The organism is Streptomyces sp. NBC_00273 (assembly GCF_036178145.1).
Classification (GTDB): domain Bacteria; phylum Actinomycetota; class Actinomycetes; order Streptomycetales; family Streptomycetaceae; genus Streptomyces.
This window is the reverse complement of sequence record NZ_CP108067.1, coordinates 8,885,069-8,908,312: the sequence shown is the minus strand read 5'-3', so window position 1 is coordinate 8,908,312 and position 23,244 is coordinate 8,885,069. Positions and strand designations below refer to the sequence as shown.

The window sequence follows — 23,244 nt, the reverse complement described above, 5'->3', positions numbered from 1 at the left end:
GGTCGACGCGGTGTCAGGTCCTGATGCGCCGGCGGGCGGTCTCGACGAGCTTCATGTACTTGTCCCAGTTCCACACGGTCCCGGGGTCGTCGTGAGTCGACAGCGGAACCTCGACGTGGCCCAGAATGTGCTCCCGGTCGACCGGCACGTCGTACTTCGCGCAGATCGTGGCCGTGAGCACGGCGGACGCCTCGTACATCTTGTCGGTGTAGAAGGGCTGATCGGTCCAGCCTTCGTGCTCGATGCCGATGCTCCGGTGGTTGTACCAAACGCTGCCGGAGTGCCAGGCCACGTCGCGCTCGCGCACGCACTGGGCGATCCGCGTGCCGGTTGCGCTGATCATGTAGTGCGCGGACACCCTCTCGGCGGGGTCCTTGAACTTGGTGAACATGATCGGCATGATGTCCGTTGTCAGGTGAATGACGACGTATTCGATGGGATACGCCTCAGGACGTTCGGAGGCCGTGTAGTTGGACTCGGAGGCTTCGACCCAGACGGCGGGGGCGTAGTCCACCGAAGGGTCCCTTCGCAGGGTCGTGGGCGGCCCTGCGGCGACGGGGGCCTTGCGCGCGGGGCCCGGTGACCCGGACTTCGCCTTGTCCTCGGGCTTCATCAGTCGGGGCAGCCCGGCAGCGGCCAGAGCCGCACCCGCCGCGCCGGCGGCACCCCACAACAGCCGTCGACGGCTCAGCGGGTTGTCTTCCATGGCCACTCCTCATGAAGTCGAGCAGGCGGGTGGAGACGACGCGCCGCGCACCGTGGCATCACGATGCGTAGGCGGTACGTCCCGAAATCTGATGCTTCACCAGTGCCCGCACCCCGGCAAGCCGGTCCTCCACCACTCGGCGCACACCCTCCCCCTGACCGGGCCCGTCCCCGCCGGCACGCGCTGCTCCGAATGCTCGGTGGGCTGATCAGATCGCCGTGGGCGATAGGGCGGAGGGGCTCGGGTTCGTCGGCGGTACACGGGGGGTGCAAGCGCCCACCCGAACCGACCCCGGCAAGAGATTGACGCAACAACCACTCCGGAGCGCCGCTCTGTTCGGCTGAGCGGCGCCCAGACCCTGTCCCCATACTGGAAGGAGGGGAGGAACTCCAACATCTGAGCATAAAGCGTGCCGCCGAGGAGGCGAGCCGATATGACAGTGGAGCAGTTGTCACAAGTCGACAAGGGTTTCCTGGAGCAGATGGAGGATGCCGGTCGGCGCTACGCAGGCCGCGCCGGAGAGCGTGACGGCCATCTGGAGGCGCTCAATCAGCACGGCATCCTCTATGCGGACACCCAGGAACGGGTCAACAGCAGGCTGAGCCGTCTGGGCATCGACTGGGCGATGGCCACCGCGATCGAGCAGACACCGGCGACCGCCACGACCGGTACCAGCCTGGATCTGGACCACGAGCTGGTCAGCACCGACTTGTTGACGCTTGAACGGTTCATGGGCCGCAACGATCTCATCGGGATCGACTACCTCGAAGGTGGATTCCTCGCCGCCCGCTCGGTCGGCCGCATAACCGTCCGGAGTCCCGGGTCGTCCCACCAGGGAACCGGTTTCCTGGTGTCCCCCTCATTGCTCATGACGAACAACCACGTGCTCGGCTCCGCCGAGGAAGCGGCCGCCGGAGTGATCGAGTTCAACTTCCAGGCGGGCTTGGACGGGCAGCCGCTGGTTCCGGTCGGGTTCCAGCTCGATCCGCAGAGCTTCTTCGTCACCCACCGTGACCTCGACTTCACCGTGGTCGCGGTCTCCGACCGTTCCCGGGACGGTCAGCCGCTCGCGGCCTTCGGGAGGCTGCCGCTCAAGGAAGCCCAGGGCAAGGCCGTCATCGGGGAACTCGTCAACATCATCCAGCACCCCAATGGCGAGCCCAAGCAACTCGCTCTCCGGGACAACCAGATCGTGGACGTGCTGGACGACTTCGTGCACTACTCGGCCGACACGGCGCACGGATCCTCGGGCGCTCCGGTTTTCAACGACCAGTGGGAGGTCGTGGCACTGCACCACGCAGGCGCTCCCCGCAAGGACCGCGACGGCAACGTGCTGGCCGTCGACGGAACCCGCTGGCTTCCGAGCATGGGAGAGCACCGGGTGGACTGGAAGGCCAACGAGGGCGTGCGGGTCAGCCGCATCCTCGGCATGATCCAGCAGTTCCCCCTGTCCGGCGGCGCCGCAGCGCTCCGCGCGGAGCTGATCGCGGCCGGCTCGTCCCTGCACCCCGTGGAAGTCCCGCCGCCGTCGGCGCTGACGAACCGGACGAACGGTGCCGCGCCCCGGAGCGCAACGATGGACGGGAGCGGTGAGCAGCACGCCACGACAGGATCGGTCCGCTGGAGCGTCCCCCTGCACATCAGCGTCAGCCTCGGACCCGACGTCGGCGCCGACGTCCACGCCGGCGCCGACGCCCTGCAACCCCGGGCCGAATCGCCTGCTGCGGGACCGGCGCAGCGTGCGACCACCCCCTCGTACGTGGGGTTGCCGGCCGGAATCGGAAGCATCGACGGTCAGTCGCCCGCCGCTCGGGACCTGGCAGCCGCCATGGTCAACCTCGCGGCCTTCCGTGCCCGCCCCTACTTCGACGAGGCCGCGGACCTGCCGGCACGCGAGGCCTACTACGCGGGCATTCACGTGGGCAACCCCACGAGCCTGCGCCTCGCGCTCACCGAACATCTGGAGTCCACGCACGAGCGCCGGCCGTCGTACAAGCCGATGCGTCTGCTCTACCCGTGGGTGGACCTGCACCCCGACGAAACGCTCCACAGCATCTACTCGGACAAGGGCTTCACTCCACAGGAACTGATGGAGGCCGATGCGGCGGTGGAGGCCGCCCGAATCGGACGCTGGCAGGAGTTCATGCTCCACGAAAGTGCACCCGGCCGGGAGGCGGTCGAGGCCGAGCTCGCCCTGCTGGAGGCGTCGTTGCCCTTCAACTGCGAACACGTCGTGCCCCAGTCCTGGTTCAACGAGAAGGAGCCGATGCGTGGGGACCTGCACCATCTCTTCGCGTGCGAGTCGACGTGCAACAGCTTCCGCGGGAACATCCCCTACTTCGACTTCCCGGACTTCAACGAGGTCGTTCAGCACGACTGCGGGCGCCGGGATCCGGGAAAGTTCGAGCCCTCGAACGGCAAGGGGCCGGTCGCCAGGGCGACGCTCTACTTCTTGCTCCGCTACCCCGGCAAGATCGGCGACGAGGCGCGCGAACTCCAGCGGACCGGCCTCGAGACGCTGCTGAACTGGCACAGGGACCATCCGGTGGGCCTCTACGAGCAGCACCGCAACGCGGCGATAGCCGAGATGCAAGGCAACCGCAATCCGCTGATAGACCACCCTGAGTGGGCCGAGGAGATCGACTTCGCAGGCGCCTGGCCCTGAGCCGACGAACCCGTCCGGTACGTCCCCCGCGGCCGGGTGAACCCCCGCCGCAGCGGGGTCGATCCGGAAAGGTACTCCACAATTGACAGTTGCGGTCTGCCGGCGGCAGAGCCGGTGAATGATGACCGGACATGGTCGGAGCCCGTGCAAGGACGCGCCCGTGTCCGCAGCCCGAGTGGCAGGGCGGACGGTGGCTGCGGGCTGCCGTGTTCACGATGCTCAGCTCGGTGTTGGCCGTCGTGGGCCATCATCTGGCCTCGGGGGACCCGATTCCCTGGCAGCGGGTGGCGGGCGGCGCGGCGCTCGCCTTCACCCTGTCGTGGCTCGTCACGCGGACGTCCCGGCCCTGGTGGCACGTGGTCGCGGCGACCGGCGCCGCCCAACTTGTACTGCACCGAGCCCTGTTCGTGCAGCGTCCGGTGTTTCACGGACACGCCGAAGCCCACGGCACGTGGGCGATGGCGGCGGCCCACGGTGTGGCCACCTGTGCGATGGCCCTGCTCATGTACCACGCGGATCAGGCGCTCAGCCGCCTGCCCGAGACGGTGGACCGGTGGATCCAGAGGGCCGTCGCCGCTGCCGCCGCCGGCTTCGGTGCCCTGTGCCGACCTTGGCCGAGGCCGCGGCCGCGGACCGCGCCCGTGCCGCGCAGCGGTGTTGCCGTGCGACAAGCGGTCGCGACGACGCTCTGTCACACGGTGGTGCGTCGGGGGCCTCCTGCCGCGTACGCAGGAGACGTTCCCCTGATCCGCTCGTACCGAGAGGTTCCTCCCCCATGACCGGAACACAGCGCCTTCCTCGTCTGCCCAGACTGGGGCTGGCCGCCTTCGGCGCCCTGGTGGTCCTCGGCCTCACCGCCGGGCCGGCCGCCGCGCACGCCGAGGTCACCGCCTCCGACCCCCGCGCCCTCGCCGAGAACGTCACGGTCTCCTTCACTTCCGAAGCGGAGTCGGACTCCGCAGGCATCGCGGAGCTGCGGGTGGTGCTCCCGAAGGGCATCACCCCGGACGCCGTGACCCTGAAGGACGCCCCCGAGGGGTGGAAGCTGACGGCCACCCCGGACGGGTACAGCATCGGTGGCACGGCCCTGGCCACCGGCACCGATGCCGAGTACAGCATCACGGTGCGTCAGCTCCCCGACGAGAAGGCCTTGGCCTTCAAAACGCTGGAGACCTACGGCGACGGCAAGGTCTCCCGCTGGATCGAGGTGCCCACGAACGGGGAGAAGGTCGACAACCCGGCACCCGTACTCGAGTTGAAGGCGGCGGCCCCCGGGGCCAAGCCGATCGCCCCGAGCCCGTCACCGTCGCCGACGCCGCCGCCGAGCGCCGCTCCGTCCGAACAGCCGTCTGTGGCAGCTCCATCGGCCCCCGCTGCTGCCGCGAGCACGGCGGCGACGAACGCGAAGGCGGCGGGAAGCAGTACCGGAGCCGTCCTCGGCGTGGTCGCGGCCGCTTTGGTGCTCGCCGCCGCCGGCACCTTCTGGTGGCTGCGCCGGAACCGCAGCCAGGCCTGACCGAAGCGGCAGGGGCGGGTGCACGGCTCCCGCTTGGCACCCGCCCCTGCCGCCCGGTGTCGGGGCCCCGGAGCCAGACCCCGATCAGCTGGGGCAATGTACAGGGAGAACGCCCGATCCGAGCCTCCGGTTCCCGGCTTTAGCCGAAGTTGCGCACCCGGCCCGGTGCCCCGTCCGCCAGCACTATCGTCCGGATCTCGTCGTCCATTCGAGCCCCTTCGGAGTCCGTCGTGTCACCTCCGTGAGCCGCACCGTACGACCACCCCTCCGCACGATCGAGTCCCGGGTGGCGATGGCCCCCGCTCACGACCGCCTCACCGGAGACCGCCCGTCATGCACACAGGATCACCAGGATCACCTCGTGCCAGGAAGCCGCTGACCGTCCTGGTACTGGTCGCCTCCGTACTCGCCCTGCTGTTCGGCGGGGCCGGACCCGCCCTCGCGCACACCGCCCTCAGCGGTTCCGATCCCGCCGACGGAAGCGTCCTCCAGGCGCCGCCCCGCCAGGTCACGCTCACGTTCACCGAGTCGATCAGCTTCCCCGATGCCGCGCTCAGGGTCCTGTCTCCGGCGAACGAGCGCGTGAACCCCCGTCCGGCGCAGCATGCCGACGGCAAGGGGAACACGGCCCGGGTCGAGCTGTCGGACGGACTGCCCGAGGGCACCTACACGGTGGCCTGGCGGGTCATCTCCGCCGACGGCCACCCGATCTCCGGCGCGTTCACCTTCTCCATCGGCAAGCCCTCCGGGACCGCCGCCACGGTGGCCACCGACTCACCGGACGACACGGCGGTCGGCCGCCTCTACGGCTTCTTCCGCTACGTCGCCTACAGCGGCCTCGCCCTCCTCGTGGGAGCGGCCGCGTTCATCCTCGTGTGCTGGCCGGCGGCGGCCGCGCTTCGCCCGGTACGGCGGCTGCTCGTCGTCGGGTGGGCGGCCCTGGCCGTGGCCACCGTAGCCCTGTTCCTGCTGCGCGGCCCGTACGAGACGGCGGGCTCGCTGACATCGGCGTTCGGCCCGGCCCAACTGGGCCGGACGGCCACCGGGAAGCCCGGAGTGGCGCTGACCGCCCGGCTCGTACTGCTGCTCGCGGCCGCCGCGGTGATGCGGTGGCACCCGGCCGTGCGACCGGCCCGCGACGACGACGGATCGCAGCCGCCGGACTTCAGCGTCCGGGTCCGCGTGGCCGGGGCGGTGCTCGCCCTGGGGCTGGCCTTCACCTGGGCCGCTGCCGAACACGCCTCCGCCGGGCCCCAGGTGCCCTTGGCCATGCCGGTGGCCGCGCTCCATCTGGTGGCCATGGGCGTGTGGTTGGGCGGCCTGATCACGCTGGTGATCGCCCTACGAGATCGGGGGCCCGACGGCGGCCACCCCCTCCCCGCGCCCGCGGTGGGCCTCTTCTCGACGCTGGCCTTCCGCGCGGTCGCCGTTCTGGTCGGCACCGGGGTGTACCAGTCCTGGCGGCAGGTCGGGTCGTGGGAGGCGCTGGCCACCACCTCGTACGGCAAGACCCTCGTCGTGAAGGTCGCCGCCGTGGTCCTCGTGCTGTGCGTGGCGTCGTACTCCCGCCGGTGGACCGCCCGCCTCCTCCACGAGCCCGTCCCCGCCGAGGAGGTGCAGGGGACGCCCGAGACCGAAGAGGTGCGCGTGGCACAGCTGGTCGGCGCGTCCGGTCCCCCGCAGCCGACGGTCGGGCGCGGCGCTCCCGCCGCGCCCGCCGAAGGACAGCAGGGTGACGGCGCGGGGCCTTCGCCCGTCGAGGTGAGCGAGCGGTACCGGCGCGGCCTGCGCCGCACCGTCGCGGCCGAAGCCGTGCTCGGCGTGGTGGTCCTGGCGATCACCACCTTGCTGACCGGCACCCAGCCCAGCCGCGCAGCGGCGGCGGAGTCCTCATCGGTCGCCGTCGAGCAGGAGCCGCAGGTGAAGGTGGTCACCGTCCCGTTCGACATGGGGACGGCCAACCACCGCGGCCAGGTCCAGATCACCCTCGCTCCCGGACGCGTCGGTGAGAACACGGTCGAAGCCGTGGTGTTCAGCGCGGACGGCGGCCTCGCCACCGTCCCCGAACTCCGCCTCGCGCTCACCCAGCGCGAGCTGGGTATCGGCCCGCTCGACGCCAAGCTCACGAACCAGAAGGGGTATTGGGCCGCCTACGACCTGCGGGTGCCCATGCCCGGCGAGTGGACCCTCGACATCACGGTGCGCACCACCGACATCGACCAGGTCACCGTGCACGGGACCGTGCGCATCACGTAGCCGCCCCGCAGGCGGTGACGGCTCGCCCCCTACGAGCTCGCGTGACATCACCCGCACACCGACCACGAGAGGGAACCCGATGGACCAACCGCCCCGGCCCCGGCTCCTACCCTCGAGCCCGCATCGCGGCTGCGTCGCGTACTCGCCACTCCCGTCCTGGCCACCGCCTGTGCGCTGCTGACCGCCGGTTGCGGCGAAGGCGGCGGGGAGCCCGGGGCGGGCGGCGCGACCCCGCGCGTCACGACCGCCCCGTCCAAGACCGTGCCGGCCCGTAGCCGGCCGGCCGGCGGATCACCGACGGGGGTCTGGCCCGCGCGTCGGCTCGGAACGGGTCCTCGAACGGTGGGAATCCGTTGGCGACGACGGCGTGGTGGATGACAAGGTGCGGTGCATGACGCCGCAGTATCAGATCCGCGCGGACTACGACGCCCGGACCATCGTGGTCTACCAGGCGTACTCGTCCGCGATCGCCGACGCCGCGCTACGGGCGGGGCGCTTCGTCCCGCCGTTCTCGTTCCAGCGGATGACGTGGATCAAGCCCTCTTTCCTGTGGTTGATGCATCGCAGCAACTGGGCGCGCAAACCGGGGCAGGAGCGGGTCCTCGCCGTGCGGATGACGCGCGAAGGCTGGGAGCAGGCTCTGTCCCAGGCCGTACGTACGACATCGGACCCGAAGGCAGTGGCTCGAGCCGCCGTGCACCTTCAGTGGGACCCCGAGCGCTCGGTGCGTGGAGCGGCTCTGAACCACTACAGCATCCAGGTCGGTATCGGTCGCCACCTGATCCGCACGTTCGCCGAGGACTGGGTCGTCGGCATCACGGACTTCACCCCACAGGTCCGCAAGGCCGCAACGCTCGTCCGGAACGGACGCGCCGCGCAGGCTCAACGGTTTCTGCCCGCAGAGCGCGTCTACCCGATGAGCCGGAGCATGGAGGAACGCCTTTCCCCCGATCACGTGAGGTGAACTGCGTTCCTTTGGGGAGATTGCGGGGCGCGCCGGCGCAGGAATGCGGCGGCACCGGTCAGGACGACGGCAAGGCTCGCCAGCACGCAGACGAGCACGTTGATCGACATTCCGACGTACTCCACCGTTGAGCCGTCTGAGTAGCCACAGGCGCTACGCAGGGGCAAGTACTCCTGTTGCCTGCTCACCAATTCGGCGCCGGAGGCGTTCCGGCGCTCGCACAACACCGGGAACGGGCCACCCAAAGCGACGGAGTACCAGCCGTAGCAGTACACGACTACGGCCGAAGCAGAGAAAGTCAGAGCGAGAACCGCACAGAGTTTGGCCACAGGCAGGGGTGGGTTCTTCAGCAGGAGGACGACGATCACGATGCCCGCTCCCGCCGTGGACACACCGAGGAGCAGCAGTACGCCCATCAACGACACCAACACCGCTTCGCCTTCCCCTCGTTCATCTCGGACGCGGACGCCTGAGCTGCTTCTACTGCAGAAGTCAGTGGAACCTTCCGGTGGTTGAGCGTACAGGTCGGCACCGCCGGGCTGACGGGAAGAGGCTGATCAGGGGGCTCACGGCCGTGGATGCTGCCAGCAACCCGGCCTCGAGTAGGCCCTGTTGAGGCATACGGCCAACGGTCCGGGCTCCCGGGATCGTGTGCTGATTTCTTAGCATCAGAGGTCAATATCTCTCTTGACTGCCGCCCGGACGACTACAAAGGACCGCATCGAACCGAACCCGGCACCGACGGGGTGATGAACCCGTCGTCGGAATATGGCGAAGGCGGTGATGTGCATGCGTGAATGCAGCAGGATTCAAGCGATTGCGGTCAGATGGGTCATGGGAAGCCCGAGTTCAGGAACTCTCCCCCGATAGGCCGGCCATGCTGATACCGATGCTGTTTTCCCCCGCGCTCGCCTCTGCCGACGAATACCGATCCCTGACGTCGACCATCCGGTCGAAGGCGCAAGATGCGCAGGGATTCTTCGGCGGAGCCGCGCGCAAGGAGGGCGAAATGCCCTACCTTCCCCTCCACGTCCAACTGCGTGGTCTGTTCATCGAGCTCTACATCGAGCTCCGCCCACGCAATACGAGCCTCCGGATCGCTGGATTCCGGAACATCTTCGAGAACGGTCAGGCCCCGCCGGAAGCGTACGTCCGCCACGTGCAGGACTCCGCCGCGCCGCCGGGCCTGCGCCGAACGGAAGCCCTGCCGTTCGGCGGGGGCCGCGCCGACCTGGAGAGGGCCGCCGCCGTCCGGCGTTCGGGGATCCTGCTCGGGCGCCGGCCCCTGGGCGACGCGGTCATCCGGCTGCACCAGAACCGCGATCCGCGGAGCACCGCGCACGGCATGCTCGTGCTCTCGGAAATGCTCTGCGAGGCCGCCCGGTACCCCGCCCTGGCCGATGCGATGTCACGTATCTGGATGACCGGGGGACGACTGTAGTCCGCAGCAGTCGTCCGGCCTTCACACACCGCCCGTGCACCGGCACGCTCCGGCTCGCAGGGGCGGGAGCTGCGGGTCGCAGCGCGGAGGGCGCGGGTCCGGGGAGCCGAGGGACCGCCGATCTGCGGTCCCTCGGCTCCCCGCGGGTGAACTGGCCGTCCGCGGACGCGGCGCACGACGCCCGGTCCGGTCGATCGGGTCCGATGGTCAGTGCGGGCGATCCGCCTCAGGTGCGGGTGCCGAGTCCGAACCCCAGTGCTCGCCTGGCCGTCGAGGGCTCCGCCTCGGGCGGGGCGGCCGGGGTCGGGTCCTCACTGGCCCGCTCGGCAGCCGTGCGGCCGCGTACGGCGCGCTGCTCCTGGTCCTCGTGGAGGGGAACCGGTCCGTGCCCGAGGGGGCGGCGCCTTGTGCTCATCGCCGAAGTCTCGCAGCTCGACTGACGGACCGTCCGGGGAGGGGCCTCATTCGCGGTCGCGCAGGAAGGTCGGGATCTCGTCGCGGGTCGGGTGGTTCGGCAGCGGCGCCGGCTCGTCCTGAAGGAACGCGGTGATGACGGCGGCGGCCCGGTCGTCGTTGTCGTCCAGACCGTTCCACATGCGGTGCCCGACTCCGGGCAGGAGCTGCGTGCGCCGGACGGCGGGGTCATCGGCGAGGACGGCGGTCGCCCATTGGCGGGCCTGGGAGGAACACTCGGCGATCATCAGCATCGTGGGGGTCCGGGACCGTCTCAGCAACGGTGCCAGGGAAGGCGCGTCCTTGACGGTCTGCTGGACGCGGAGGCTGGCGGCGGGGCTGAAGGAGAAGTTCTGTGCGGTGTCCTCGGCGGGGATGCGGTGCGCGTCGCGCGCGCAGTAGGCGGATGCGGTGTCGCTGCCGAGGTCGGCGGCCGTGAAGGCGTTGTCGCCCTCGGCCTGTCCGATCAGTCCGGTGTCGGGGGTGAGGAGTCCCAGTCGCATGAGGCCGAAGGCCACGGCGTACCGGGGAACGTGCGTGGACCGCGGTCCGGTCACGGCCGGCGCCAGGCCGCGTGCGGATTCCCTGCCCTTGTGCCCGGTGATGCGCGCGGTGGGACCGTCCATGGGGCCGGGCTCGGCGACGATCGCCCGGTGCATGCGTGCGGCGACGCTCGGGTCGGCCAGGGCGCGGGTGAGTACGACGCCGCCCGAGGAGAATCCGAGGACGTCGACCTGGCCCGCGTCCAGGCGGTCGATGAAGGCGGCGAGGTCGCGGACCGACCTGGAGATCGTGTACTGGCCCATGGGGAGCAGGTCGCTGCGTCCGCCACCGGCCTGTTCGTAGGCGTAGACGTCGTAGCCCTGGCGCGCCAGGAGCTGCAGGAACCGGTGGTCGAGCACCGAGATGCCGCGGACCGGTCCGCCGTTGAGGTACACGAACGGGACGGGGTGCCGGGTGCCGGAGTTCGCGGGCGGGTAGTGGTACACGGCGACCCGGCTGCCCGTGGCCAGGCTCCAGTGCTGCGTGGCCACGAACGGCAGGGCGGGCGGGTGGCGCCGGGCGGTCGGCACGGTCGGGACGCAGACCGTCGCCGTGAGTGCCGCCGCGACGACCACCGGCAGCAACGGTAGGAGCCGCGCCGGCCCGGTGCGGCGCCGGCCGCGCCACATTGCGAGGCCGGCCCCGGCTCCGAGGGCCGTCGACCATGCGGCGAGCCCCGAGCCCGCCCCGTCCGTGAGCGCGATCAGTGCGATGAAGACGAGGACCAGCGTCGCGACGGCGACCAGGGTCAGCAATAAGCGTCCGGCGAGGCGGACGGGACGTGGGGCGGGTAGGGGCACGACGAACCTCCGACAGTTTCAGAACATCGTTTCAAAACGACGTTATCAGAGGCGGTAGGCTGCTCATCGTGGGTAGGCCGAGAACGAACGACGAAGCCGTCAAAGAACGACTCGTGGTGTGCGCGACCGAGTTGCTCGCCACCGGTCCGCGGGAGTCGGTGACGGTCCGCGCCGTGGCCGCCGCCGCCGAGGCGTCGACGACGGCGGTGTACTCGCTGTTCGGGGGCAAGGACGGCCTGATCGGCGCGGTGCGCGACAGGGCCGTCGCCGGCCTGTTCCAGGGCCTCTCGGCGGTGCAGACCTCCGCGGACCCCCTCGCCGACCTCTACGCGCTGGCCGTCGCCTACCGCAGTTGGGGGCGCGGACACAGCCACCTGTACACCGTGCTGTTCGGCGGCGTGCAGTCCTTCGACCCGTCGGGGCAGGTCGGTGCCGGTGACCCGATCCGCCCGCTCCTCGCTGCGATCGACCGCGCCCTGGCCGCGTCCGTCCTCGCCGGCGAAGCGCGGTCGATCGCCCTCTCGATCTGGGGGACCCTGCACGGGCTCGTGACGCTCGAACTGGCCGGGGCCCTCGACGCCGCCACGGCCGAAGCCGCGTTCCGATCGACGGTTCGTGCCGTGTTGCGGGGCTGGGCGACGCCGGAGGTGTTCCGCGACCTTCGGCGAGCCGAACTCGCGCCCTGACGGGGCCGGATCCGCGATCCGAGCCGCCCCCGCCCCGGCCGCTCAGCTGTGGAGCGAGCAGGAAACCCGGTGGCCGCCGTCGGCGTGCGTAGGGGATGCTGCCCGGGTGACAGAGCGAGACGAAGCGGTCCGGATGGTCGAGGAAGAACTGGAACGGGCCCGCATCCGGGGGGAGGCCGCACGGACCGCAGCGGACGATCTACGCGATGAGATCCGGGCGGCGGCGAACCGGCGCGGGACGGTCCACGCCATGCTCACCCTGCGCCGAAGGGTGCCGGCGCTCGCCCACGATCAGATCGTCGAGTACGTGCTCGCCTTGCAGCAGGGCGATGCTCCGGCACACCTCGTGGACATCGTCACCCGAGAGTTGGTGCCGCCCACCGACCCGGTCCCGTCCGTCGTCACCCTGCGCGGGGCCGAGCTCCGTCGAGCACCCTGACCGCCGCAGCACCGCACTACGAACGACGGCCGCTTCGACCGCCGTCGTCGCTGGAGCTCAGACCGATGCAGGCGGCTCCGTTCCTGCCACCGGTGACGGCGCCGATTCCGCAACGGAGCCCCGCTGCCGCCCGAGGTCGCTCGCAGCGCGGGACGACCCGGTAGCGCGGACCCGTTGCCGTCTGAAGGCCGGGACGCCCAACAGTCCGAAGCCGAGGGCAGCCGCTACGAGATGGCCGATGGTGGTGAAGTCCGGCAGCGGACCAGTCCATTCGGCGCCACCGAGAGGCCATGCGAGAACGAAGGCGGCCCAAGGGAGGCGGCCCCAGCGCGGCAGGGCGAGCGTGGCGATCGCCAGCACGGTCTGGGCTCCGTAACTGACTCCGTAGTCCAAGGCCTGCCGGACGGCCGTCGGGTACCAACCGTGCCGCAGCGCAACGGTGATGACGACGGCGGTGAGCAGGGTGGCCGCGACGTGCCCGCCCAGGAACACGGCTGCGGCGCGCGCCTTCCCCCACCGGTGCTCCACCCAGGCCAGGAAGCAGCAGACCCCCAGACCCAAGGTGATCAAGGTGCCCACGAAGTCGGTCGAGGTGACGTCGGTGAGCGTACCGTCGAAGAACAGCGCGCTGCCGAGCAGTGCGGGCAACGGATGGTCCCGCAGGTTGTCCAGGTTGGTGCTGAGGTAGCCCAACACGGTGGCCGCCCGATCGGCGGACAGGCCGTACCCGACCCAGGCGTGACCGGCCAGGAGCAGACAGACGTAGGCGAGGGTCAGCGGCGCGCGGCGCGGGTACCCCCGCACGGCGCGGAGCAGTCCGCCCAGAGGACCCGACGGTGACTGAGAGTTCATAACGCGGCATTCTCCAGGTCGAGTTGGAGGTGGGGGTCGGCGGGGGCGGGCAGCCGTCCCGACCGGAGTCGCAGTACCGGCCCGCGCCGTCGGGGAAGCCCTCCCCCGCGTCAGTCCTCCAGTCGGGACAGCCAGGTGGTGAGCAGCGTTTCGAGCACCGCCGCGTCCTGCGGCGTCATGAGGTCCAGTAGGCGGCGTTCGTTGCGCATGTGGTCGGTGAACGCCCGGTCCACGAGGTCGCGCCCGGCCGAGGTGAGGGCGACGATCCGGCCGCGCTGATCGTCGTCGGAGCGCCGCCGGGTGACGAGCCCGGACCGTTCCAGGCGGTCGATCCGCTTCGTCATCGCACCGGTGGTGACCATGGTGTGCGCGGCGAGCTCGCCCGGCGCCCGCTCAAAGGGCTCGCCCGCCCGGCGCAGGGCGCACAGGACGTCGAACTCCCCCTCGCTGAGGCCGTAGCGGTCGTAGACGAGGTCGAGTTCTGCGCCGAGCCGGTCGGCGAGGCGGTGCAATCGGCCGATCACGCCCTGTGGGCCGACATCGAGGTCAGGCCGTTCGCGGCGCCAGTCGGCCTGGATCCGAGCCACCCGGTCCGGGGGCGGGCCGTGCTCTACGGACGACACATTTGCTTCCATGGAAGCTATATTACCTTCCATGGAAGCAAACATGCGCGGGGTGGCGCTGACGGCAGTGGCGCCGGTGGCCTGGGGGGCCAATTACTTCGTCACCCACGAGTTCCTGCCGGCGGACCACCCGCTGTACGGAGCCGCCCTACGAGCGCTGCCGGCCGGCCTGGTCCTGCTGGCGTTGTCCCGCCAACGGCCGCACGGTGCGTGGTGGGGGCGGTCCGCCCTGCTCGGGCTGCTCAACGTGGGCGTGTTCTTCTTCCTCGTCTTCACCGCCTCCCAGCTGCTGCCGACGAGCGTGGCCTCGACCGTCATGGCGGTCTCCCCCTTGATCATGATGCTCGCCGCCTGGCCCCTGGTCGCCGAGCGGCCCAGCATCGCCCACTTGGCGGGCGCCGTGATCGGGCTGGGAGGCGTGTGCCTCATGCTGCTCGGGAGCGCGGGCGCGATCAGCGTGCCGGGCGTCCTGGCCTCGGCCGCCGCGGTGCTGGTGTCATCCGTCGGCCACGTCCTGGCCAAGCGGTGGAACACCAGCGCCGCCGGAGGCGGGGTGCTCGCCTCAACCGCTTGGCAGCTCACCGCTGGAGGCCTGCTCCTGCTGCCGGTGGCCGTAGCCGTGGAGGGCGCCCCGCCACCGGTGTCCCCGTCGGCCCTCCTCGCGTACTGCTACGTCGGCCTGGTCGCCACCGCGCTGGCCTTCGCGGTCTGGTTCGCCGGCCTTCGCCGTCTGCCCGCCGGGACGGTCGGTCTGATAGGGCTGCTCAACCCGGTCACCGGCGTACTGCTCGGGACGGTGGTCGCCGGGGAGGCGCTGACGGGCCGACAGCTGTGCGGCCTGGCACTCGTACTGGGCGGAGTCGCTCTGGGCCGGCCCCCGGGCCGGGGCCGACGGGCAGGCCGTCCCGACCGGGCGGCTTCCGGCCGGACCCTCCGGTCACCCTGCTGACCTTGCGCCGACGGCCCGCGCCGGCCCCTCCTTCGCGACGGGCTGCGCGTTCCCGCATCCGCTCGCGGGGCATGCCTTCCCGCGGGGCTACGGCGAAACCCCCTCTCGGCCTCGCCCTTTCCGCGCGGGCGGCCCCGTCGCATCCGTCACGGGCACGCTTCCTCGATCTCCACCGTGTCGAACGTGACCCGGGTGGTCACCTCGCGCGTGCCGGGTGCGGGCTCTGCCCGCACACCCTCCAGTTCCGGTCGAGCACCTGCACGCGGCCCGCGCCGGCGGAGGTTCCCGTGGGCGCGACCGGAAGCGCAAGCGTCAGTGCCGGCCCGCCGGTACGGGTCCGGCCCCGCAATCACGACCGCGGGGCCGGTTCCGCATCGGCGTGCGCATTTACCAGGTGGCCTTGACCATCGTTTCGATTGCGGAGTCGTAGATTTTGACGCTGCCGTGATCCTCGAACCGTCATAGCCCTGCACGAACACATCGAAGAAGACGGCCCGTGAGGTCTTTGGTGGCGGCCTCGTTCCCCAATAAGAACGTCTTGAATTCTTTCACGGCTCGGCCAGGTTCCTCCCCCGGCAGCACGCGGGGCGTCTCCAGGCAACTACTCCCAGAGGAGGACCGCACGCGCGCACGGAGGGTTCCGTGCACGTGTCACCGGACGTTCGGCGAGCTCGGCGCCCCGATGGCCGATGACCGACGTCCACTCACATCGACTGCCCGAAAGGTGATTTCAAGCCACGGGGTCACCGCAATTCGAAGCAGGACCAATAGTGCGCCGCTACGATTCGATCATGGGACCCTTGAAACCGAATCTCATTGAACTCATAGTCGGCCTCATCACCTTCTCCGTGGTCTTCGCCGCTCTGGCCAAGGTCCTCCTTCCGAGGATCAACAAGACCCTCGCCGAGCGCGAAGAGGCCACCACGGGCAGGCTCGAACGGGCCGAGACGGTCCAGCGGGAGGCGCAGCGCGTTCGGACCGAGTACCAAGCCGAGTTGAGCGCCGCCCGTCACGAGGCCTCGCAGATCCGCCAGGCCGCGCACGAGGAGGGCCTCGCCCTCCTCGCCGCCGTCCGCTCGGAGGGGCAAAGGGCGCGCGAGGAAATGGTCGCCGCGGCCGCCGTGCAACTGGAGGCCGACCGAGTGATCGCCGAGGCAGAGCTCCGCGAGCACGTCCTCGGGCTGGCCACCGAGCTGGCCGGGCGCATCGTCGGCGAACCGCTCACCGACGTCGACCGTGCCCGCGCCGTCGCCGACGCGTTCTTCGCCGAGGCAGAGGCCGACACCAAGGGCTGAGGTCGGGCGCGGTCGGCGCCCTACTGCCGGACGCGCCAGCGGCCACCTCCGCCGCAAGGTGGCGGCGAGGTGGCCGCGGGCGCGGGTGCGGAGGTCCGGGACGGGCGCGTGCTCCGTCAGCCCACCGATCTAGAGTGGGGACCCCGAGCGGAGAGGTTGGCCATGACGAACCGTCACGCGGTGGTGGTCGGCGCCGGAATCGGCGGCCTCACGGCCGCCGTCGCGCTGCACCGCCGGGGCTGGCACGTCGCCGTCTGCGAACGCTCCCCCGAACCCCCCGTCACCGGCGCCGGCATCGGCCTCGCCCCCAACGCCCTGCGCGCGCTCGACGCCGTGGGCGTGGATGTCTCCCGAGCGATCGGCGGCGCCGTACCCGCGGCGATGGGCGTGCGCCGCCCCGACGGCCGGTGGCTCACCCGGACCGGCACCGCGGACATGGCGGCCCGCTACGGCACGGCGCCCCTCGCCGTGCCGCGCCGGGCCCTCACCGCCACCCTCTCCGCCGCGCTGCCACCACCGGCCCTTCGTTACGGCACCGAGGTGACCGGTGTCGACGGTGCCGAGGGCCGTCCGACCGTCCGCACGGCGGCGGGCCCGGACCTTCCCGCCGATCTGGTCGTCGCCGCCGACGGCATCCACAGTCCTCTGCGCCGCGCGCACTTCCCCGCGCACCCCGGACTGCACTACCTCGGCGAAACGGCCTGGCGGACCATCGTGGACGCCCCGGACCTGCGGATACCGGCCATGAGCGAGACGTGGGGGCCAGGGGCGCGGTTCGGGGTGACCCCGCTCGTGGACGGCCGCTACTACCTCTACGCCACCGCGGTCGTCCCGCCGGGCACCCGCTTCGCGGACCCGCGCACCGAACTGCGGCAGCGCTTCGGCTCGTGGCACGAACCCCTTCCCGCCCTGCTGGACCGCGTCGGGCGCCTCGACGCTGCCGACGTCCTGCGGAACGACCTCTACGATCTGGCCGCCCCGCTGCCGTCCCTGCACCACGGCCGGATCGCGTGGCTGGGCGACGCGGCCCACGCCATGGCCCCCAACCTCGGCCAGGGCGGCTGCCAGGCCATCGAGGACGCGGTGGTCCTCGCCCATCTGTTGCCCGCCGGAGAGCGCGGCGCCGGCGGGGCCGACGGGGACGGCGCCGTCGTGGCCGCCCTCGCCGCGTACACCGCCGCGCGCCGCACCCGCACCGACGCCGTGCGCCTTCGTGCCCGCCGCGTCGGCCGCCTGGGCGTCCTGCGCGATCCGGTCGTGGTGGCCGTCCGTGATCTCGCCCTCCGCGCCACCCCGGCCCGGCTGGCCCTGCGCGGCATGGACGACCTCTTCAACGGGTTCCGCCTCCCCGCGTAGCGCAGGGGCGGGCCCGGTCGGCCCTTAAGGGGCGGTGCGGGCCGGGAAGGAGAAGCCGTAGCCCTGCTCGGTGAGCCAGGGCAGGTACTCCTTCAGCGCCGCGACGGTCTCGCTGCGGTCGCCGCCTCCGTCGTGGAAGAGGACCGTCGGCTGCTGGGGAAGCTTGCCCTCCACTGCGGAGAGGATGGCCTTCAGGCCCGGCCTGCTCCAGTCTTGGGGATCGACGCTCCAACCCAGCGGCCGCATCCCGCTCGCGGCGGCGATCGCGCGGCTGTCCGGGGTGAAGGCTCCGCCCGGCGCGCGGTAGTAGGCGACCGGGACCCCGGGAACGGCCTTCTCGATCATGGCCTTGCCGTCGAGGATCTGCTGGCGCTGGTAGGCGACGGGCTTGTGGTCCATCGTGACGTCGTGGTCGACGGAGTGGTCGCACAGCTGGTGACCGTCGGCGGCGACCGCACGCACCAGCTCCGGGTACTTCTGCGCCTTGGTGCCGATCATGCAGAACGTGGCCTTGACGTGGTTCTTCCGCAGGGTCTCCAGGACCTGGGGCGTCCAGCGGGGGTCCGGACCGTCATCGATGGTGATCGCGACCTGGCGGCCCGCGCCCTGTGCCAGCCTGGAGATCCCCAGCGGGACCCCGGAGGCACCGTGGGCAGCGCCCTGGGCGACACCATGGGCGGTGCCCTGAGCGGCACCGTGGGCAGTGCCCTGAGCGGCACCTGCGGTTCCGGCCGGTGCGGAGTGGCCGGAAGGGGGCGCGTCCGGCGTGCGGACCACCGAGCCGTCGGTGGCGGCGTACGCCGGGGTGCCGGCAGCCGCCAGGAGGCCGAGGAGGGCGGCCGCAGTGACGTACCCCGCGCGTCGACGACGTGCGGAACTGGTGGTGATGCGCATGGACGTGCTCTTCCTTTGCCCTCAGCCCCCGGATCTCGCTGGTCGGTCCAGGCTAGGTCATCCGTTCGGAGCCCCTCCTCGACCAAATGGCCCGTTTTGTGTGGTTCGGCGCACACCGATCTCCCGGCGAGGGGTCGACGACCTCGCAGCACCAACGGCTGTGGCGGCTTCCGTGGTGCCGCGCCGCGTGTGAGCAGTGTCACGACCCGCCGATGCTGCGGGGCCGTGCGGACCTCCTCCCGGTCCCGCGGCGCGGCGACCCGCAGCGGCGGCCCCCGGCCCTACGGCGCGGCCGCGGCTCCGCAGTACTTCCTGACGAGCGCGTACGAGGCGATGCGGTCAGCGAGGTCGTAGACGGGCGTGGCCAGCATCAGCTCGTCCGCCCCGGTCTCGGCGGCCAGGTGTGCGAGTCGCTGCACGACGGTCTCGGGCGTGCCGACGGCCTGCTGGGCGCGGAAGCCCGCCAGCGCCTGCCGCTCCTGCTCCGTGAAGGGGTGGGCGGCCGCCTGCGCGGGAGTGGGGAAGGGCATCTGGCTCTCCCCCTTCAGGAGCCCGGCCTTGACGACGTTCATCGGCCCCGCGCGCCGGACCGCTTCCTCCTCCGTCTCCGCGCACACCGTCTCCACGCACAGCAGCACCCGGGGCCGCTCGCACCAGCGGGACGGGGAGAACGCCGACCGGTATCGCTCCAGAACCGCAAGGGTGTTGTCCGGCCGGATGTGGTGCGCCACGGCGACCGGCAGGCCGAGTTCCGCGGCGAGCGCGGCCCCCGCGGTGCTGGAGGCCAGCAGCCACGGCTCCGGCAGCGGACCCAGTGCCACCTCGTCCACCAGGAACGAAAGGATCGCGGCCACGTCGGACCGGTACTCGGCGTCCGTCGCCGGGTCGGCACCGCGGCGCAGCGCCCGCGCGGTGGCGTCGTCGAACGTGCCGGGACCGCGGCCGATGCCCAGGTCGATGCGGTCCTCGTGCAGGGCGGCCAGCGTGCCGAACTGCTCCGCCAGCGTGATGGGGGCGTGGTTGGGGGCCAGTACCCCGCCCGAACCGAGACGGATGGTCGAGGTCGACGCGGCCGCGTGCGCCGTCAGTACGACCGGTGGGAACGCGCCGATCGCAGGAGAGTGGTGATGCTCCGCGTACCAGATGCGGTGGTAGCCGAGGTCCTCCACTCCTTGGGCGAAGGCCGTGGTGTCCCGCAGGGTGTCCGCGGCACGGGTGCCCGTTTGCACCATCGCGACTTCCAGCGCTGAAAGGGGTATCTCGAGCATGGCGTCAGCATAGGGAGCACGGGTGGCGGCGCGGGCGAGCGTGATCGTTTTCGCGCCACGCCGCCACACCGCCACAACCAGAGTCGCCGCAACCGGAGTCGTTGCTGCGGCTCAGTGCCCCTTGAGCAGGGCGCAGACGAAGTTCTCCTGCACGGTGCGCAGTCGGGCCAGCAGCGCGGGCTTGTTGCCCTTGCTGGTCTGGGTGTTGATCGAGAAGGTCAGCGACCGGGTGCCGTCGGGCGTGGTGGCGGCGAGCTGGGTGTACCCGGGGAAGTTGCCGGTGTGGCCGTAGAGCACTCCGCAGCGGGTGGTGTACTGGAAGATCGCCAGCCCGGCGGCGTTGGTGCCGGGGCCGGCCGGCTCGGAGGAGTCGCCGGGACGGAAGGTCAGTTGCTCCTTGCGGGTCTGCGGCGACAGCAGGCCGGGACCGCCGTAGGCGCGGATGAAGGTACCCAGTTCCCTGGGGGTGGAGACGATCCCGCCGGAGGCCCAGACGCCGGAGGCGCCCACGGCCTCGCTGATGTCCTCCGGTTCGGCGGGCGGCTGGGCGTCGTAGCCGTGCAGGTACGGACGCGGGAGCCGGTAGCCCAGGGGCAGGCTGGTGCGGCGCAGCCCCAGCGGCCGGTACACGAGCTCCTTGAGGAGGTCCTCGTAGCTGCGGTGGGTGACGGCCTCGGCCATCAGTGCGACGGCGATGTTGTCCGAGTTGGAGTACTCGTACAGGGAGCCGGGGACGAAGCGCAGCGGCTCGTCGGCCACGTAGTCGAGGAGGGTGCGCGGGTCGAACACGTGGCGCGGGTCGGCGGTGAGGATCTCCAGGAACGCGGGGTCGGCCGAGTAGTCCGGCAGGCCGCTCGTGTGCTGGAGGAGCTGGCGCAGCGTCACCGCGTGCCAGGCCTCGGGCTGGTCGGGCAGGCGCTCGCCGATGGTGTCGTCGAGGGAGAGCCGGCCCTGGTCGACGAGCTGGAGGGCAACGGCCCCGCTGAACGCCTTGGCGATGCTGGCGATGCGCATGTGGTCGTCGGGGTGCGGTGGGCGGCCGGTCTCGATGTCGCCGACACCGGCCGTGTACACCTCCGCGCGGTCGCCCCGGGTGAGCACGGCGATCGCCCCGGGAGGGCCGTCCTCCTGGGCGACCAGCCGGTCGAGTTGCCGCTGGAGGCCCTTGTCGTGGCGCTGGCGGCCGTCTCCCGGTTCCGGGGCACCGGCCGCCTGTGCGGGCTGCAGGAGCCCTCCGAGTGCGGCAGCCGTCAGGACGGCGGCGGACAGCCCGGTGCGGAGGCGGCTTCGGCGGGCGCGGGCACGAGCGCGGGCGCGGGCACGGGTCGGCATGTACGTGGCTCCTGGTCTGCGCGGGGACGGCCGGGGCGGGCGGCGCCCGGCCCGGCCCAGCAGTAGCAGTCCGCGCGGCCCGCTGCGCCCGAGGCGCGCGCCGAGACCCCCCGGTTGGCCGCGTAAGTCGCCGTCGGACTCGGGTGGCGCGCCGTACCCGGCTCTCCGCGCTGAACGCCGCCAGGTGTGGTTCCCGGTAGTGACCACGAAGCGGGCGGGCACACTCTTCGCATGATGACACCACGCGAGTTGCGAGAAGCCTGCCCACCGGGAGGCGGGCCTTATCCCTGCCCGTGCTGCCGCTTCTTGACTCTCGATGCCCGGTGCGCGTGGGACATCTGCCCCGAGTGCGGCTGGGAAGACGACGGGCAGGATGACCTGAATGCCGATGAGGTCTGGGGCGGGCCGAACGGATCGGAGAGCCTGACCGCCGCCCGTCGTGGATACGCGGAGTACGCGGCTGGTGCGCGGTCGGGGGACCGTCAGTCGGTAGCCCAAGGAGGCGATGGCGCGTGGTGGGGCGTCGCCCGGCAGGTCCTGCCCGCGGCCGGTGAAACGGGCGGGTGAAGCCCGTTCGGTGCGAGGTGCGCGAGGCAGCTGCTTCCCGCCCCCGCAGGGGTGGTCCCGGCGCGGGCCGACCCCGTCGGACGGACGGCTTCCGGGCAGGGTCATAATCTCGCCATGAACATGCTTGCCGGGCGGGCGTTCTTGGCGGCCCTGCTCATGGGAACCGGCCTGAGCGGGTGCGCCTTCCTTCCCCACTTCGAGACGTGCGGGGGAACAGGAGCGGCCCTGGCCGAGCTCGAGCGGCTGCCCGCGCTGGAGCTGCGTCCGAAGGGGGCCGCGGCCGTGGACGGCGTCCCGTGGTCCGGGGCCCACTGCGTCGACGACACCGCGGGCGCCTGGCTCACTGCGGAGCGGTTCTACGCGTACGGCGGGACCAGGAACGAAGTGCTGGAGTACTACGGCCGGGAGGCGTCGGCGGCGGGATGGCGTCCGGTGGACGACCTGGACATGGGGTCGGACGGCCGGTTCGTCGTCTTCTGCTTCGAATCCGCCGACCGGCCGAGCCTCACCCTCTCCTTCACCTCGCCCGAGGAGCTCCGCGAGTCCTCCGGGACGGAACCGCACCCGGCGGAGCTGCTCGGAGTGGACGCCAGGACCTGGTACACGTGGTCCACCGAGGCGGCAGCCGACGGTTCACGCATGGACTGCTACTAGGCGGTGTCTTCAAAGGGGTCTGAGCCAGAGGAACAGGGACGCGATGGTGACGGCTGCCTGGTAGGACTCGCGGGTTTTGTCATAGCGAGTGGCGATCGCGCGGTACTGCTTGAGGCGGTTGAAGCAGCGTTCGACGACGTTGCGTTTCTTGTAGAGCTGTTTGTCGAAGGCAGGTGGTCTGCCTCCGTCGCGGCCGCGGCGGGATCGGTTGGCCCGCTGGTCCCGGCGTTCGGGGATGGTGTGGCCGATCCCGCGTTTACGCAGGTAGGCGCGTATCTTGCGGGAGCTGTAGCCCTTGTCGCCCAGGACGTGGTCCGGGCGGGTTCGGGGCCGCCCGGGCCCGGCCCGGCGGACCTTGATGGTGTCCATGACCTCTTCGAAGCGGGTGCAGTCGGCGGCGTTGCCGCCGGTGAGGACGAAGCCGAGCGGCCGGCCGCGGCCGTCGCAGGCCAGGTGGATTTTCGTGGTCAGTCCGCCTCGGGATCGTCCGAGGGCGTGATCACATATTTCGTCCCCCTGCCCTGCCCCTTTTTGCGGGCGCCCGCAGCATGCTGATGGGCCCGCGTGACCGTGGAGTCGACCGACACCAGCCAGTCGATGTCACCGGTCGCGTCCTTCTCCGCCTGGACCGCGGCCAGCATCCGCGTGAACGTCCCGTCCAGCGCCCACCTGCGAAAACGGGTGTACAGAGTCCTCCAGGGCCCGTACCGTGCCGGCACATCACGCCACGCCGACCCCGTCCGCAGCTTCCACACGATCCCGTTCAGGACCCGCCGGTCGTCCAACCTCGGCCGCCCCGAGGACGACCGCGGCAACAGCCCGGACAGCGCTTCCCACTCCACATCCGTCAGCTCATGACGACGCACCATGCCGACATGATCCCCCATCAGAACCATTTGAAGACACGGCCTAGTACTGCAACGGTGTTTGCAGTGATGGTTTGTTGGGTTCTGGTGGTGTGTGGCCGTGTCGTTTGTAGTGGCTG

The 23,244-nt window shown here is 71.2% G+C and carries 23 protein-coding genes; 13 read left to right on the top strand and 10 right to left on the bottom strand.

Features of this window, described 5'->3' with window-relative positions; all coding sequences use genetic code 11:
• Positions 1–13: 13 nt before the first annotated feature.
• Positions 14–706, bottom strand: a complete 693-nt coding sequence (locus tag OG386_RS39945) for an N-acetylmuramoyl-L-alanine amidase (protein ID WP_328792221.1) — start codon at positions 704–706, stop codon at positions 14–16.
• Positions 707–1,139: 433 nt separating this feature from the next.
• Here OG386_RS39945 and OG386_RS39940 point away from each other — a divergent pair, with 433 nt between their 5' ends.
• The 5 genes from OG386_RS39940 to OG386_RS39920 all read left to right on the top strand — a co-directional run bounded on the left by OG386_RS39940 (position 1,140) and on the right by OG386_RS39920 (position 8,107).
• On the top strand, positions 1,140–3,371 hold the full coding sequence (locus tag OG386_RS39940; protein WP_328792220.1) for an endonuclease: 2,232 nt from the start codon (positions 1,140–1,142) through the stop codon (positions 3,369–3,371).
• Between the two features lie 215 nt (positions 3,372–3,586).
• Complete coding sequence (locus OG386_RS39935; protein ID WP_328792218.1) at positions 3,587–4,150, top strand: hypothetical protein; 564 nt, start codon at positions 3,587–3,589, stop codon at positions 4,148–4,150.
• Positions 4,147–4,887, top strand: coding sequence for a DUF1775 domain-containing protein (locus OG386_RS39930; protein ID WP_328792217.1), 741 nt, complete (start codon positions 4,147–4,149; stop codon positions 4,885–4,887). Before OG386_RS39935 ends, OG386_RS39930 begins: the two co-directional genes overlap by 4 nt.
• A 333-nt stretch (positions 4,888–5,220) precedes the next feature.
• A complete protein-coding gene (locus OG386_RS39925) occupies positions 5,221–7,143 on the top strand; it encodes a copper resistance CopC/CopD family protein (protein WP_328792216.1) in 1,923 nt (640 codons plus the stop codon).
• A 391-nt stretch (positions 7,144–7,534) separates the two neighbouring features.
• On the top strand, positions 7,535–8,107 hold the full coding sequence (locus tag OG386_RS39920; RefSeq protein WP_328793522.1) for a DUF4291 domain-containing protein: 573 nt from the start codon (positions 7,535–7,537) through the stop codon (positions 8,105–8,107).
• Here the strand turns inward: OG386_RS39920 and OG386_RS39915 are convergent.
• Positions 8,095–8,523, bottom strand: a complete 429-nt coding sequence (locus OG386_RS39915) for a hypothetical protein (protein ID WP_328792215.1) — start codon at positions 8,521–8,523, stop codon at positions 8,095–8,097. The two genes, OG386_RS39920 and OG386_RS39915, sit on opposite strands and share 13 nt — an antisense overlap.
• 461 nt (positions 8,524–8,984) lie before the next feature.
• On the opposite strand from OG386_RS39915, the gene OG386_RS39910 reads away from it, so the two are divergent.
• Entirely contained in the window at positions 8,985–9,548 is a 564-nt protein-coding gene (locus OG386_RS39910) for a ribosome-inactivating family protein (protein WP_328792214.1), read from the top strand.
• A gap of 226 nt (positions 9,549–9,774) precedes the next feature.
• Here the strand turns inward: OG386_RS39910 and OG386_RS39905 are convergent, their stop codons facing one another.
• Positions 9,775–9,963 (bottom strand): hypothetical protein, encoded by a 189-nt coding sequence (locus OG386_RS39905; RefSeq protein ID WP_328792213.1) that lies wholly within the window; start codon positions 9,961–9,963, stop codon positions 9,775–9,777.
• 46 nt (positions 9,964–10,009) lie between these two features.
• Positions 10,010–11,299, bottom strand: coding sequence for an alpha/beta hydrolase (locus OG386_RS39900; protein ID WP_328792212.1), 1,290 nt, complete (start codon positions 11,297–11,299; stop codon positions 10,010–10,012).
• A gap of 113 nt (positions 11,300–11,412) precedes the next feature.
• Here OG386_RS39900 and OG386_RS39895 point away from each other — a divergent pair, with 113 nt between their 5' ends.
• Positions 11,413–12,030 (top strand): TetR/AcrR family transcriptional regulator, encoded by a 618-nt coding sequence (locus tag OG386_RS39895; RefSeq protein ID WP_328792211.1) that lies wholly within the window; start codon positions 11,413–11,415, stop codon positions 12,028–12,030.
• 106 nt (positions 12,031–12,136) lie between these two features.
• A complete protein-coding gene (locus OG386_RS39890) occupies positions 12,137–12,469 on the top strand; it encodes a hypothetical protein (RefSeq protein ID WP_328792210.1) in 333 nt (110 codons plus the stop codon).
• Between the two features lie 57 nt (positions 12,470–12,526).
• On the opposite strand, the gene OG386_RS39885 is transcribed toward OG386_RS39890, so the two are convergent.
• Together OG386_RS39885 and OG386_RS39880 are read right to left on the bottom strand one after the other, a co-directional pair.
• The gene (locus OG386_RS39885) at positions 12,527–13,321 is read right to left on the bottom strand and encodes a rhomboid-like protein (RefSeq protein WP_328792209.1); all 795 of its coding nucleotides are present in this window, start codon (positions 13,319–13,321) and stop codon (positions 12,527–12,529) included.
• A gap of 110 nt (positions 13,322–13,431) precedes the next feature.
• Positions 13,432–13,956, bottom strand: a complete 525-nt coding sequence (locus OG386_RS39880; RefSeq protein ID WP_328792208.1) for a MarR family winged helix-turn-helix transcriptional regulator — start codon at positions 13,954–13,956, stop codon at positions 13,432–13,434.
• A gap of 19 nt (positions 13,957–13,975) precedes the next feature.
• Between OG386_RS39880 and OG386_RS39875 the strand changes: the two genes are divergently transcribed.
• From OG386_RS39875 to OG386_RS39865, 3 genes are all read left to right on the top strand, one after another.
• Positions 13,976–14,893 (top strand): EamA family transporter, encoded by a 918-nt coding sequence (locus OG386_RS39875; RefSeq protein ID WP_328792207.1) that lies wholly within the window; start codon positions 13,976–13,978, stop codon positions 14,891–14,893.
• A 791-nt stretch (positions 14,894–15,684) separates the two neighbouring features.
• Positions 15,685–16,188 carry a F0F1 ATP synthase subunit B family protein gene (locus OG386_RS39870; RefSeq protein WP_328792206.1) on the top strand — a complete coding sequence of 168 codons (504 nt, stop codon included), beginning with the start codon at positions 15,685–15,687 and terminating at the stop codon, positions 16,186–16,188.
• A 162-nt stretch (positions 16,189–16,350) separates the two neighbouring features.
• Positions 16,351–17,544: an FAD-dependent monooxygenase gene (locus OG386_RS39865; RefSeq protein WP_328792205.1), complete on the top strand. Its 1,194-nt coding sequence runs from the start codon at positions 16,351–16,353 to the stop codon at positions 17,542–17,544.
• 24 nt (positions 17,545–17,568) lie between these two features.
• Here the strand turns inward: OG386_RS39865 and OG386_RS39860 are convergent, their stop codons facing one another.
• The 3 genes from OG386_RS39860 to OG386_RS39850 form a co-directional block, all read right to left on the bottom strand.
• Complete coding sequence (locus OG386_RS39860) at positions 17,569–18,438, bottom strand: polysaccharide deacetylase family protein (protein ID WP_328792204.1); 870 nt, start codon at positions 18,436–18,438, stop codon at positions 17,569–17,571.
• A 281-nt stretch (positions 18,439–18,719) separates the two neighbouring features.
• Entirely contained in the window at positions 18,720–19,706 is a 987-nt protein-coding gene (locus tag OG386_RS39855; RefSeq protein WP_328792203.1) for an LLM class flavin-dependent oxidoreductase, read from the bottom strand.
• Between the two features lie 111 nt (positions 19,707–19,817).
• Complete coding sequence (locus OG386_RS39850) at positions 19,818–21,038, bottom strand: serine hydrolase domain-containing protein (protein ID WP_328792202.1); 1,221 nt, start codon at positions 21,036–21,038, stop codon at positions 19,818–19,820.
• A 231-nt stretch (positions 21,039–21,269) separates the two neighbouring features.
• Between OG386_RS39850 and OG386_RS39845 the strand changes: the two genes are divergently transcribed.
• Positions 21,270–21,605 carry a CPCC family cysteine-rich protein gene (locus OG386_RS39845; RefSeq protein WP_328792201.1) on the top strand — a complete coding sequence of 112 codons (336 nt, stop codon included), beginning with the start codon at positions 21,270–21,272 and terminating at the stop codon, positions 21,603–21,605.
• A gap of 114 nt (positions 21,606–21,719) precedes the next feature.
• Complete coding sequence (locus OG386_RS39840) at positions 21,720–22,259, top strand: hypothetical protein (protein WP_328792200.1); 540 nt, start codon at positions 21,720–21,722, stop codon at positions 22,257–22,259.
• A gap of 9 nt (positions 22,260–22,268) precedes the next feature.
• On the opposite strand, the gene OG386_RS39835 is transcribed toward OG386_RS39840, so the two are convergent.
• Positions 22,269–23,128 (bottom strand): IS5 family transposase gene (locus OG386_RS39835; protein WP_328793131.1). Its coding sequence is split into 2 segments (ribosomal slippage): positions 22,269–22,780 and positions 22,780–23,128, totalling 861 coding nucleotides; the frame shifts between segments, so codons are not numbered across the junction.
• Positions 23,129–23,244: the final 116 nt, after the last annotated feature.